The following is a 13761-nucleotide window of genomic DNA, read 5'->3' on the forward strand; positions in this document are numbered from 1 at the left end:
GTCCTTCCTGTCTCTTGCGGCCACCAGATGCGGCCCAAGACCCATTTGACTGTCGTTCTGACTGCCATTGTGATGAGCCTGCCTGGCCGGGCAAACGCCGCGGATCCAACAACCCGTTTCGAGCCGCCGCCGCTGTCCGAGTTGCTCTCCCCCCTGGATCTGCCGGACGAAGAATACCGGTTCGAGCCCGACGAGCGCTGGGCCGAGCCCAGGGACCCGTTCTGGGGCTCGTTTGCCGATTGGGTCATCCGCCAGCAGCGTCTGCAGAGCCCCAAAATTGAGCGGCTTGGCGAGTGGGCTGACCGCACGCTCTCAGGCTCTGACCAGTCCCTGCCGAACAACGAGAGCTACCTGAGGCTCGGGTTTGCTTCCGAGTCTGATTACACCAATCCCGCGCAGTTTGAACCCGAAGCCCGGTTTCGACTGGACATACCCACGACTCGTCGCAAGCTGCGGCTGGTCATTGAGAGCGAGAGCGAAGAGCAGGTGCCCCTGGCCGAACGCCAGCGGGACCGCTTGCTGACCCAGAACGATCGTACCAGCACCGAGCCTACCGGCGCCCTGCGCTATCTGACGCAGCTGGGCGATGCCATCAATTTTTCCGCCGACGTGGGCGGCCGCCTGCGGTTCCCGCCGGACGCCTTCTGGCGCGTCACGGCGGGTAAATCCTGGCTTCCCGGCAACGACTGGTCCCTGGCCGTTCAGCAGCGGGTGTATTACTACCACCAGGGAGGCTGGGGTGCTCGCAGCTGGTTTGGCGCCAGCCGGCCTCTGGGTGATGGCTGGCGCTTCGGTGCGTCCTCGGAGCTTGAATGGGTGCACGAAGACCGCAAGTTCGAAGCAGCACAGATTTTTTCCCTGGAGAAGGTGCTCAATACACGATCTCGTGTTATTCCCCGCCTCGGTATTCTGGGGGAGAGCCAGCCAACCTGGCAGACTACCGCCTATTTTGCGGACCTGACCTGGCGCTATCGGGTGTACAGCGACTGGCTCTATGCCGAGGTGATCCCCGCCCTGCAGTTCCCGCGGGATGAGGGCTTCTCGGACCAAGCCTCACTGCTGTTTCGGGTTGAAATGTATTTTGCCGGCACCATTGAAGCCCGGTAATCATCACCCGATCACCGACACCCAATAACCCCGCCAAGGCCCGCTCATGCCCAAGCCGCCCCCACGCGTTGCCCCGCCGCCAGCCGAAGAGGCTCTGACGCTGACACCCGTGGCCATCACCCGCTCGTGCTTTCAGGATAAATTCGGCGTACCCCGCCAACCTGGGCTGACCCGGTACGCCCACGGGGAACTGGTCATACAGCCGCCGTTCGACCGGGAAGACGCCTTCCGGGGCCTGGATACCGCCAGCCACCTGTGGCTGATTTTCCAGTTTCACGAAGCGGTCCGGGCGGAGTGGCGCCCGGTGGTTCGTCCACCGCGGCTTGGCGGCAACCGGAAAATGGGGGTGTTCGCCAGCCGCTCCCCGTTCCGGCCCAACAGCCTAGGGCTCTCAGTGGTTCGAAACGAGGGGCTTCGCCGGCGGGACGGACAGCTGGTGCTGGCCATCCGGGACCACGATCTGATCGACGGCACCCCCATACTGGACATTAAACCCTACCTGCCCTTTGCCGACGCGCTGCCTGACGCCTCCCTGGGCTGGGCGGACGCCCCGCCGGCCACCGCGCTGCCGGTGCAGTTTTCCGACACCGCCGAGGAGCACCTTACCCGGTATTCCCAGGCCAATTATCCGGACCTGCGGGCCTTGATTGTGGATGTACTGTCCTACGATCCTCGCCCCTCCTTTCGCCGTGGGCGGGATGAGACGCGGATTTACGGGGTCCACCTGTACGATCTCAACGTCCGTTTCCGCTTCGTCACCGACCACCATGGCATGAGTGTCGAAGTGCTGACGGTCTGTTACACTGATTTGGCCAACAATTAGTCGATACAGGGACGTTGCGTCTTGCCATCCAACCGCCTGCTCAAACGCTGGGGTATTCGGCCACTGGCCACCCGCCTGCTCGTCTATGTGCTGCTGTTCAGCCTCGTGCTGTCCCTGGCGGGCACCGGTGTGCAGATGATCGGTGAGTTTGAGCGTCGCAAGGCGGATCTGATCGACACCCAGGTCAAAGCGGCGGAGCTGGTCTCCGGGCGATTGGCCAGCGATCTGTGGCTCATGAACTACAGCGAAGTCGCCAACAGCCTCGATGACATGAAGGCGGTTCCCGCCATCGAATATGCCCGCATCACCACCCCGAACGGAGAGGCTTTTACCACCGGCGACTACCCGGAAGGCCGGGTCATTTCCCAAAGTTTTCCGCTGGCCTTTGATCGCGCCAATCTGAGCACGCCGCAGGACGTTGGCACCCTCACGCTCGTGTCGTCCGTCGAGCGCATCCATGACGATCTCAGAGGCACCGGCCTGATGACGCTGCTGTTCGTGTCGCTGGTGGTCATGCTGGGCACGCTCGGCCTGTTGCTGATTGTCCGGTTCACCCTGTCCCGGCACCTGGAGACCATGGCGGACTACGCGGCTCGCCTGAGCCTGGATGCCCTGGTCGAGCCCCTGCGGCTCAAGCGTAAGACCCCCCGGCATCCGGACGAACTCTCGGAGCTGGAGCAGGCACTGAACACCATGCGCCTGCAGATTCTGGAAGATACCCGCTCGCTCCGTCAGACCACCCTGGAGTCCCAGGGCGAGCGGGATGAAGCGGTCCGCGCCAATCACGCCAAGAACCGCTTCCTGGCAAACGTCAGCCACGAGCTGCGGATTCCCCTGCAGTCCGTTCTGGGCTACGCCAACCTATTGTCCGATACGCCGCTGGACCAGGAGCAGCAGGAATACGTCAACACCCTGCTGAATGCCTCTGAAAGCCTTTCCGCCATCATCAACGACCTGCTCGACATCTCTGCCATGGAAGCCGGCAAACTGATGCTGGAGAACGTGCCGTTCGACCTGCGGGAAACCCTGAACGACCTGGTCCACATGCTCGGTGGCCGGGCCCGGGAGCGCGGGCTCGCCCTGGAGCTGCGCATTGACGAAAACCTGCCCTGGGCCCTGGAGGGTGACCCGGTCCGGATTCGCCAGATCCTCCTGAACCTGGTCTCGAACGCCATCAAGTTTACCGATTCCGGCCATGTGCTGGTCAGCGTGGAGTTGCTGGGGCGAAAGGAAAACCAGGCCCGGCTGCGGCTGTCGGTGGAGGACACCGGCGTCGGCATCAGCGCCGAGGACATCCCGCTGGTGTACGAGCCCTACGTGCAGCTCGGCCAGCAATTCCAACGGCAGATGCCCGGCGCCGGCCTGGGCCTGACCATCTGCCGGCAACTGGTGCACCTGATGGGGGGTGTACTGGAGGTGGAAAGCCGCCCGGGCGAAGGCTCCACCTTCTGGGCTGAACTGGCACTGCCGGTGCCGCCGGAAACCTCGCCCCGGGTGCGACCCGACACCCGCATGGTGCGCAACCGCAGGATTCTGGTGGTGGATTCCTACGAGCTGTCCCGGAAAATCACCCTGGAAATGCTGTCCCGGTACGACGTACACATCGAAGCTGTGCGTTCCGCCGGCGAGGCCCTCACGTCCCTGCGGCTGGCCTTCGATAGCCAGCAGCCGTTCGACTGCCTGATTCTGGATGGCTTCGTGCCCGATATGGACAGCGACCTGCTGTGCCGACAGATCCGCGGCAACCCGGAATGGACTTCTGTACGCCTGCTGATCCTCTCCTCGAATCCCCAGAGGGGCGATGCCGAGCATTTCCGGCAGGCCGGTGCCGATGCCTTCCTCAGCAAATCGCTGCGGGAATCCTGCCTGATGCCGATCCTGAACCAGCTGTTCGCGGACGCGGTCACCGGTGACCGCCGGTTCCTGACCCGATTCTCCCTGCAGGCGGCACCGGAAGCATCGGCACCGCGGCTTGAACTGCCCTGCGGCCGCATGCGGGTTCTGCTGGTGGAAGACAACCCGGTGAACCGCACCCTCACCCGACGGCTTCTGGAAAAGCTCGGCTGCGACGTGATGACCGCCAACGACGGCGAGGCGGCCGCCAGCCTCTGGCAGTGGCACAGTTTCGACGTGGTGTTCATGGACTGCGTCATGCCGAAAGTGGACGGATTCGAGGCGACCCGCCGGCTCCGGGACTGGGAGCGCGCCAACGAGCGGCGACGGGTGCCCGTGGTGGCGCTGACCGCCAGTGCCATGGAAGAAGACGAGGAGCGATGCCGCCAGGCCGGCATGGATGCCTTCGTTGCCAAGCCTGTCAATATTGAAATGCTGAGGGCAGTACTGGAACAATACTGCACGGCGTCGGCCACCTCCTGATTGCGACCGCGATCAAAGGCCCGGCCGACTTCCACTCAGCAACCTGAACAAATCGCCATGATTGTGCAATGCCCCACCTGCAAACAATCCGTAGAATGGGACGACGCTAACCGGTACCGGCCTTTCTGCTCAGAGCGCTGCCAGCTGATCGATCTGGGCGCCTGGGCCAACGAGGAATACCGGGTTCCGGCCGAAGAGGAAGACGCGCTCTCCGACGCCTATTCATCCATTGACAGCCAAAAGGTAGAAGAATGAAAGTCACCCGTGTTTCCGTGATGTTGCTCTCACTGGCCTCAGCTCCCCTCGCCTACGCCGGCGATGTCGATCTGAGCCTGACCAACGATTCCGCCAAAGGGCAGGTCAATTTCTTCAACACCAACAACGATACCCAGGTGGGCGCCGGCTACACCTACCACGAAGGCAGCCGCCACATCTTCAACGTGGACGCCCACGCTCAGGGCCGCACTGCCATCGGTAACCTGCCCACCACCGCCGGCCTGGGCGTCAAAGGCATTTTCTGGGACGACGACAGCCTGGACGGCGGCGCCCTCGGCATCGGCGGCTACGCCACCGTAAACATTCCCCGGGTTCCCGGCCTGTCCTTCACCGGTGGCCTGCACTATGCGCCGAGCATCCTGTCGTTCGGTGACTCCGACGACATGACCAGCCTGGAGCTGCGGGGCAGCTATCGGATTATCCGCAACGCCGAGGTATTTGCGGGCTACCGTTATCTGAATACCGAGCTGGACAGCCCCTACCGTGGCGACGTCAATCTGGACGAAGGCGTCCTCGCCGGCATCAAGGTGTTCTTCTAAGCAATTATCGCCCTCACAAACCGGAGGCGCTTCGGCCCTCCGGTTTCGTGCCTTCCCTCACGAATTCTCCCGCAGTGCCCTGATAGACTGGCGTCTCCATTGATGACGGGGATAGGCGCCGGATGCGCTCAACACTGCGATTGGTAACACTGGGTTTGACCGTTTGCGTGTCGACCCTCCTGATAACCGCGTGCGGTGGCGGCAGCAGCGCCATCGACGGCGCCAGGAATGACCCGAACGATTTCTCCGGCGGCGCCAGCCGGGACGACAGTTTCAGTGAAAGCAGCACGGGCGATTCCACCAACACCAGCGGCCTCGCAAACAATGAAGTTCGGGTAACCCTGGAGGTTCCCGGCAGCTATGCGCCGGATGAGCCCGCCATTCGCCGCAACCTTCGCGTCGTGCCCGCCGACCGTATCACCGTGTACACCAGCAACACCGCACTCCAGCAGGTAGCGTCGGTGGACGTCAGCCAGCGAACCGACAGCGACGGCAGCGTGATTCTGGCGTTTCCGGGTGGGCTGCCCCTCGGGCCAGACGTCCTGATCGAAGCGCGCTACGGCAACGCCGTCCTGCGGGCCATGGCCTCGGACGCCGACCGCGACATCAAGGTGAACCCGTTTTCCGAATACCTGGTGCGCTACGGGCTTGCGAGCTACACAGCGGGAGAGCTGGATCAGCTCCAGGCCTGTATCGACGCCACTTTCTGCCTGAACAAATATGTCTGGTCCACCCTGGCGGACCAGGTCCAGGACTTCGAAATCGAGCTGCCGTCCAACGCCACGGTCGACACCGCCATCGACGTACTCCATAACAGGGGCGATTTTGCCAGCTACGTCAGCCACATGGCCGACTACGCCCTGCTCGACGACAGCTCCTCGGGCAAAATCAGCGTCAGTTCCGCGGACTACAACTCGGTCTTCCTGAGCCTTGGACTTGGCCAGTCCTTCGCGGAATCCAGTATCAGCGGCGCTGGCGCCTGGTCGACTCAAACCGCACAGGAGGAGAAGCAGACCAACAACGCCGGTACCGGCTATGTCTATCCGGCGCTCACCCTGGCCAGCTTTGATGCGTTCAACATCAAGGTGACCTCCCTGGCCACGGACATTCCCTACGACCGCGACGTGCTGCTGCACGCGGACGGCAACAATTTTTATCGCCGGGGGCCGGAGGTGTGGGACCGAAACACCCATTCCTCCTCACCCGGCGCCGCCACGCTGCAGGACGGCGTCCGGCTGCTGGCAGGCCGGTCTCTCTACCAGAGCATTACCGGGCGAGGCAGCTCCCGCGTGATCGGCTGGACCCGTAACCCCTACTATCTGGACGCCTACGTCAGCGCGCCTGCCAGAAATACCGTCGGCCCTGACCGGGTGCTGGCCAGCTATTTCGACGCGGGCAAAGCCATTGAGCTGGATGACAGCGGCGGTCAGCTCACTCGCGGCGCCACCCTGGAAAATACGTTTTCATCGGTGTTCGAGCTGCACCTTCTACGGCCTGCCAGTGGGACATCGTTCGATCCCACCGTGATCTACGGCGGCCAGTACAACGTGGTCTATCTGGCCAGCCGATACGATAACGACGCCCTGCCACTGGCCCTCGAGGCCGGGCTTGGCACCTGGTCCGTCGGCAACGATGGAACGATAAACCAGGGCCTCGCGCGCTCCATTGTGCGGCAGGGCTCCAGCGGTGCCGTCATCCGGGACGAGTCCGGAACCATCACCACCAGCTGGCTCATCAGTAATCGACTGTCCCGGCTCAGCAACGGTGATCGTTACATTGGCCGGCTGAACCTGGATATTGGCACCCCCACCGCCAACTTTGCCACGCCGGACATCGGTATGGGCGCCAGCACGCCCGACGGCTCCCTGCTGGCGTTCAACCTGGACCGGAGTGTACTCGGCAATGGCCTGCTGATTGCCGCCGAGCGCCCGGGCACAACACCGGCACCACCGGCGTCCGGCCGCTACCGTATTCAGGGCGTTATCGCCGGCGTCTCCGGCACTGATGACCGGCTTCGACAACTGAACGATGCGGTTCTGACGCTAACGTCTTCCACCAGCGCGCAGATCACCGGAGAGTCCATTTCCATCGTTCACGACGTTGCGGCGGATACAGTGACGCCGCCGGCAGCGACCACCGAAAATCACACCCTGGCTTACAGCAGCAATGTTCCCGCCGCCGGCCAGGTGCAGTTTACCGACGGCACCCTGACGCTCGACGGCTTTTTCTCGGCCGACCAGTCACAGCTGTTTCTGAGAGCCCGAGAGACCGACACCGACGGGCGGGAGTCCGTTGGCCTGGTGCTGGCCACCCGCCTTCCCTGAGGGCGGCCTGGGGTTTTCGCCGCCAAGCGCCCTAGGCACGGTCGGGATCCATTGGCGGATGGTGTCGTATAACCTGTTATAATCGTTGCCATGTCCGCAATGACGAGAGGTTGTATGTCTTCAGGTAAACGGGCGTTTTTGCTGTCTTTGCCGCTGGTGGCGTTTGCCATTGGTGGCGGATTTTACGTGCCACCGGCACAGATGGTTCCGGAACTGGTGGATAACGGCGCCGAAGTATCGCTCCGGGAAATGCCGGCGTTGCCCACATGGGCCAGTGAGCCACTGCCGGATTTCAGTGAGTACCGGGATACCACCGAGCGCAAAGCCGCCTTCTTTGCCTTCCTCTACCCTAGGGTCGTTCTGGCCAATTCCCGGGTTCTGCTGGAGCGGGATTACCTGTTGCGGCTGAAAGCCAAGGATCACCTGGGCCCCCGCGAGAAGCGCTGGCTCCAGGCGCAAGCCGATCGGCTGCGTGTGGATGGTGACACCGGCAGCGACGCGCAGTTTGCGCTGCTGGAAAAACGCCTGGACGTGGTTCCGCCCTCGCTCGTGCTGGCCCAGGCCGCCAACGAATCGGCCTGGGGAACGTCGCGTTTTGCCCGAAAGGGCAACAATCTGTTTGGACAGTGGTGCTTCTCGCAGGGCTGCGGCCTGGTTCCTCGTAGCCGTGTCCAGGGGGCGACCCATGAGGTAGCCACCTTCCAATCTCCCTACCGGTCTATCCGGTCCTACATCCAGAACATCAATCGCCATGCCACCTATCAGGGGCTGAGAGAGCGCCGTATTGCCGACCGCCAGGCCGGGCAGCCGCTGTCCGGCCTGGAGCTGGCGCAGGGGCTCGATGGCTACTCCGAGCGCGGCCAGGAATATGTGGAAGACATCCGGGGAATGATTCACTATAACAACCTCGAATTTTATGACGACGATTTCCGGAAAGTCCTGAAAGATCGCAGCCCATCGACCCTGCAGCAGTTGGCTTCTCGCCGGTCTGATCAGGATCTGCTACCCGGGCGTGACCCGATCCGTGACAACGCCAGCGAGGGCTAAGCCCTGCTGGCGGCTGGCACGATGGCGTTAGCCTGGCGCCCCTGGACCTTCCGCCTTTTGCCCTGGAAACGATCCCCATGCTTGACCGATTGCCCGCGCCGCTGAAAGGAACCCTGGCGGCCCTGTTGATCCTGCTCGATACTGTCATTCTGTTCCCTGTCCTGATGCTGTTCGCGATCCTCAAACTGCTGATTCCGGTGACACCGGTACGCAAAGCCTGCACGGTGGTTCTCAACCGCATCGCCTGGCTATGGATAGGGTTCAATAACCTGTTGATGGACGTGCTTCACCGGGTGGAGTGGGACGTGAGAGGTGCAGAAGACCTGAGCCGGGCGCACTGGTATTTCGTCACCTGCAATCATCAGAGCTGGGCGGATATCCCGGCCATCCAGTACGTGCTGAACCGGCGCATTCCCCTGCTCAAGTTTTTTCTGAAAAAAGAACTGATCTGGGTGCCGTTCCTGGGCGTTGCCTGGTGGGCCCTGGACTTTCCGTTCATGCACCGGCACACCAAAGAGGAGATTGCCCGCCGGCCGGAACTCAAAGGTAAAGACACCGAGGCAACCCGGGCCGCCTGTGAGAAATTCCGCTACACCCCGGTGACCATCTTCAACTTCATGGAAGGTACCCGGTTTACCGCCGCCAAACACGATCGCCAGCGTTCACCCTACCGAAACCTGCTGAAACCCCGTGCCGGAGGCACCGCGTTCGTGCTCGGCGCCATGGGTGACATGCTGCACACCATGCTGGATGTCACCATCGTCTACCCGGACGGCAAGCAGGGATTCTGGGACTACCTGTGTGGGCGCATTCGCCGGATCATTATTGATATCCGGGTGCGGGAAATCCCGTCGGAGTTCCTGGGCATGGACTATGAAAACAACCGTGAGATGAGGGTGGCGTTCCAGCGATGGGTTAGCGACGTGTGGGCCGAGAAAGACGTCCGCATTGACGAACTCAGGGCTTCCTGACTGGGCACGGGTTGCGCGACGCACCCCCGAGCCGATGATTAGCCGGCGGGCCTGCCCGGCTTAGAGCAGGCCCAGCTCTCTCGCCCGGACAATAGCCTGGGTGCGGGAGCGCACCTCCAGCTTGGCGTTAATCCGGCGGGCATGGGTTTTCACGGTGTGTAGCGAGATGTGCAGCTTATCGGCAATTTCCTGGTTTGACAGGCCCTGGGCGATCAGCTCAAGCACACCCTGCTCCCGGTCGCTGATGGGCTCCGGCAGCGCGCCCGAGACAGTCGCCGGCTCCCTGCGAAGCCCAAACAGCTTCGTCAGTGCATTCTTGAACGGAGAATCCGCCAACTGGCCCAGAGCCTTTTCCATCCAGGGCTGGAGTTCGTCCCGCAGCTCCATGAACGGGCTCACGAACTGCTCGCTGGCGGCTAGGTCCAGGGTCTGTTGCAACGCCCGGCGTGCCACCGATGGGCCTTTTTCCTCCGCCAGCAACAGGACATCCAGCAGGCGGGTGTAGAGCATCACACCGCGGGGCATGGCTTCGCCATGTCTTCCAGCGGCGGCGCTCAGGACCTTGCGGGCCTGCACACCGTCGCCGCGGGCCAGATGCACCCGCACCTCCAGGCAGTCAATCAACCCGGGCATCATCGGGAAAAGCTCAGGGACGCAGCCGCTGTCCCGGTACGGGCGCAGGCGTTCCAGGGCGTGGGCTGCGCTGTCCGACTGCCGCTGGGCAAGCCAGCAGGTGGCTTTCAGCGCTTCCAGCACCGGTACGAACATGGCCTCATCCACCTGCCAGGCGTGCATGGTTCGCTCGGCCCGGCCAATCCAGACAAACGCGTCGTCCAGCTGGCCCTGGGTTCGACAAATCAGTACCCGAAGGGCCATGGCCAATAGCAGGCCAACGTCGCGAGACTGTTCGGCATGCCGTCCGCCGTGAATCAGCAGGCGGTCCGCCTCATCCAGACGGCCCTGATGCCAGAGCACCAGAGCGAGGTTCAGGATCAGCCGGGTCTCGCCGATGCGAGCGGGGCGGGACAATTCCTGCATCGCGGTATCCAGCGCCGTTCTCAGCAACTGCTCCGCGTGACGGAGGGCACCCTTGCCCAGTTCAATTCGGGCATGGGTATACACCGCCAGCGCCTCGGACCCCGCATCACCGGCTTCTCGGGCCAGCCGTGCCGCGGCCCGGTTGGCCTCCCGCGCTTCCCCATACTGTCCTGCCGCGCAAAGCGCGCTGGCGCGAACCATCTGCGCCACCAGTTGGCCCTGGAGGGAAAGCCCGCCACCGGAGAGCGCTTCGTCGGCGTCCGCCAGCGCAGGCCACACCTGCCCCTCGCCCCGCCGGATAAACGCAGAAAGGGCCGCGAGCCGAGTTCGGTTTTCCGCGCACTCGGTGTCCGACAAATCCCCAATCAGCGAACGGGCCTCCCGGAACTGCCCGCCAATGGCGTGCACCCAGCCGTACACAATGCGCAGGCGAACGCTGCGGTCCAGCAACGTAACCGGCAGGCTTCTTCGAAGACTCAGCAGCGACGCGGTGTCCTGACCGAGCAGCAACGCCTCGGAACTGTCAGAGGCAATGCGTATCACCTCATCGCCATCACCGGCGAGCAGCGCATAGCGTAACGCCTCGGGAAACTGGTTACGGCGGGCAAACCAGCGACAGGCCGCAACCATACGCTGTTCAAAGCCGGCCTGGCGCTGCCCTCGCAAGACCTCCTGCAGCAGCGGATTCATGCGGAACCAGCGCCCACGTCCGGGCACCGGCAACACCGGCAGGCCCCGTTCACAGGCGTCGGAGGGAATCAAAGCGCCATCTTCGTCGTCCGGCTGGACCGCCAGGAACAGTTCGTCGGAAGCCACCTCCAGCTCGGCCATGCGCCGCAGCGCCCGGAGCTGGGGGTGCGTCAGCGGCGCCAGCAGGGTTTCCTTCAAAAACCGCTCGACCGCCGGGCAGTCCTGAATCGGCCGGCGCTCCTGGTGGTGTTGGAGCTCCCGTCGATACAGCGCCAGGGGCGTTGGCCACCCCTCGGTCAGGTCGTACAGGCGATCAATCGCGACACTCGTCAGGGAATCGGACACCGACGACTGACGGAAAAAGGCAAAGGTTTCCGGGCGGCTGAACGCCAGCGCCTCTGGCCCGATCCGCACAAACCGGTTATCCAGCTCGAGGTGATGTCCCTGAAAGGGCAAACCATGCCGTGAAACCAGGGCCAGCGCCATGGATGCCGGCATATCGTTGGCCAGTTGCTGAACAAGGGAAACAACCGCTGGATTCGTGAGTGACTGCAGGTTGTCCAGCACCAGCACCTGCTGCTCATCGCCATGAGCGCGATTCCAGGCCATCAATAACACCCCAAGGGCATCAGCAAAGCTGGCACCACTCTGCAGCGCGCTTTCCAGGGCGTCGGGGAGGTCCATGGCCATCGCGAGGAGCGTTAACAGCCGCACGGGCGTGTTGTCTTGCCCTGTCAACGACACCCAGCGGGGCGCCGGCGAACCTTCCGGGCGGGCCGCCAACGCGGCGTTTAATGCGTGGGACTTGCCGAACCCCGCCGGTGCTTCCAGAAACAGGATACCGGCATGGCCGAGGGCTTGGCCAAGGCGGGTATTGAAATCGGGACGTGTGAGGGAATCCGGCGGAAGGTCCGGGCACCGTATCCGTTGCCGGAGAAGATCCCTGACCAGCTCTCCTCGCTGTAATCCCTGATTGGCGGACTGAAATTCGTCGTTCGCGGCCTGACCGTCGCTAAATGGCTTCACACCCTGCCCCGTTTTACTATTACAGGGGAAGGTTAAACCAATTCACGCGCAGGCTGCAAAGGTTTGGCCGGAAACGGCGGATACCGGGCAGGCCCCGGTCACGTTGGCAGAGACCGATCAGGCGGGCAGAGCGCGCCCACCTGATCGGGTATTCACTGTTACCGGGTACCCGCGCGCCGCAGGGCGGCCGGGGTGTAATCGCGGGACTGACGCTCAATCCCGAAGGTGTACGGGTTTTCTTCTTCGTTGGTCAGGCCCAGGGCCAGGTAGCGCCCGGAAAGCAGATCGTAGAGCACTTCAATGGCGTACCAGGGCACGGTTTGATCGTAGAACTGGACTTCGTGCGCTTCCGCCACCCGCCACAGCTCGCCGCGACCGTCGTAGTGATCAATCACCGCAGCCTGCCAGGAGTCTTCATCAATGTAGAAGTCCCGCTGGGCGTACACATGGCGCTCGCCCTTCTTCAGCGTCGCGCGAATGTGCCAGACCCGGTGCAGTTCGTAACGGGTGTACTCCTGATTGATGTGGCCTGCTTTGATGATCTGATCATACTTCAGGCTGGGGTCCATCAGCTTGTAATCGTTGTACGGAATGTACATTTCCTGCTTGCCGATCAACTCCCAGTTGTACTTGTCCGGCGCGCCGTTGTACATGTCGAAGTTATCAGACGTACGCATGCCATCAGCGGCGGTACCCGGGCCATCATAGGCGACCTGGGGCGCACGGCGCACACGGCGCTGGCCGGCGTTGTAAATCCACGCCCGGCGCGGCTCGGCCACCTGGTCGATGGTCTCGTGCACCAGCAGAACGTTACCCGCCAGACGCGCAGGGCCCGTGATCGCCTGTTTGAAGTAGAACAGCACGTTCGGGTCCATATCCGGCTTGTAGTCGGTCAGGTAGGTCCGCCAGGTCAGTTCGTCCTGGAAACGCACGACGGAGTAATCGCCGCCCACGGTGGGTGTGACCTGCCCAACGTTCCGCTGAACGGAACCACCGCGGTAGCGGGTGATGTGGTTCCAGATCACTTCCAGGCCGTTCTTGGGAATCGGGAACGGGGTGGCGCTGACGTAGTTGCCCAGGCCGTTACCGTCTTTAATCAGCTCGACCTTGGTGGCGTTCGCCATGGTCTGCTTCTGGACGTCGTCCGGATAGACGGCGGTACGGTGGGTCTCGTACACCGGCATTACGTAGTCGCTATACTTCTTGATCATCGCCACCTGGCCCGGCGACAGCTTGTCAGCGTACTGGTCCACGTTGCTCTGGTTGATCGTGAACTTGGGCTTTTCATCCGGGAACGGGTTCACATACACGCCGTCGCCCTTGTAGCCCGCCGGCGCCTTCGTCAGGCCGCCAGTCCACGCCGGAATGTCGCCACCGTTGCCGGCTTTTTCGGCACCCATCGGCGTGAGCGTGTCACCCAGTTTTGCGGCTTCCTGGGCGGAGACTGCCCCCCAGGCCTGGCCAGCCATGAGACTGGCAGCCAGGACGCCGGTGGTCAGTAGTTTTCGGTTCAATTTCATGGACGTTACCTCAATGAACGAATG

10 protein-coding genes are annotated in these 13761 nt (G+C 62.9%); 8 read left to right on the plus strand and 2 right to left on the minus strand.

Annotation, left to right across the window (positions count from 1 at the left end; translation table 11 throughout):
• Positions 1–72 precede the first annotated feature (72 nt).
• From V3388_RS08360 to V3388_RS08395, 8 genes are all read left to right on the plus strand, one after another.
• A complete protein-coding gene (locus V3388_RS08360; RefSeq protein ID WP_336367069.1) occupies positions 73–1107 on the plus strand; it encodes a hypothetical protein in 1035 nt (344 codons plus the stop codon).
• A gap of 46 nt (positions 1108–1153) precedes the next feature.
• Entirely contained in the window at positions 1154–1930 is a 777-nt protein-coding gene (gene tsaA / locus V3388_RS08365; protein WP_336367070.1) for a tRNA (N6-threonylcarbamoyladenosine(37)-N6)-methyltransferase TrmO, read from the plus strand.
• Positions 1931–1951: 21 nt separating this feature from the next.
• The gene (locus tag V3388_RS08370) at positions 1952–4306 is read left to right on the plus strand and encodes a response regulator (protein ID WP_336367071.1); all 2355 of its coding nucleotides are present in this window, start codon (positions 1952–1954) and stop codon (positions 4304–4306) included.
• 57 nt (positions 4307–4363) lie between these two features.
• Positions 4364–4561 carry a DNA gyrase inhibitor YacG gene (yacG, locus tag V3388_RS08375; protein ID WP_336367072.1) on the plus strand — a complete coding sequence of 66 codons (198 nt, stop codon included), beginning with the start codon at positions 4364–4366 and terminating at the stop codon, positions 4559–4561.
• Positions 4558–5121: a YfaZ family outer membrane protein gene (locus V3388_RS08380; RefSeq protein WP_336367073.1), complete on the plus strand. Its 564-nt coding sequence runs from the start codon at positions 4558–4560 to the stop codon at positions 5119–5121. The genes yacG and V3388_RS08380 overlap by 4 nt, the downstream gene beginning before the upstream one ends.
• Positions 5122–5288: 167 nt before the next feature.
• Positions 5289–7445 (plus strand): hypothetical protein, encoded by a 2157-nt coding sequence (locus V3388_RS08385; RefSeq protein ID WP_336367074.1) that lies wholly within the window; start codon positions 5289–5291, stop codon positions 7443–7445.
• Positions 7446–7559: 114 nt separating this feature from the next.
• Complete coding sequence (locus tag V3388_RS08390; RefSeq protein ID WP_336367075.1) at positions 7560–8492, plus strand: glucosaminidase domain-containing protein; 933 nt, start codon at positions 7560–7562, stop codon at positions 8490–8492.
• A gap of 77 nt (positions 8493–8569) precedes the next feature.
• The gene (locus V3388_RS08395) at positions 8570–9463 is read left to right on the plus strand and encodes an acyltransferase (protein ID WP_336367076.1); all 894 of its coding nucleotides are present in this window, start codon (positions 8570–8572) and stop codon (positions 9461–9463) included.
• Between the two features lie 60 nt (positions 9464–9523).
• Here V3388_RS08395 and V3388_RS08400 read toward each other — a convergent pair whose 3' ends face one another.
• Together V3388_RS08400 and V3388_RS08405 are read right to left on the minus strand one after the other, a co-directional pair.
• A complete protein-coding gene (locus tag V3388_RS08400) occupies positions 9524–12217 on the minus strand; it encodes a LuxR C-terminal-related transcriptional regulator (RefSeq protein ID WP_336367077.1) in 2694 nt (897 codons plus the stop codon).
• 158 nt (positions 12218–12375) lie between these two features.
• On the minus strand, positions 12376–13737 hold the full coding sequence (locus V3388_RS08405) for a DUF1329 domain-containing protein (protein WP_336367078.1): 1362 nt from the start codon (positions 13735–13737) through the stop codon (positions 12376–12378).
• Positions 13738–13761: the final 24 nt, after the last annotated feature.

This window comes from Marinobacter sp. C2H3, assembly GCF_037080155.1.
GTDB lineage: Bacteria > Pseudomonadota > Gammaproteobacteria > Pseudomonadales > Oleiphilaceae > Marinobacter.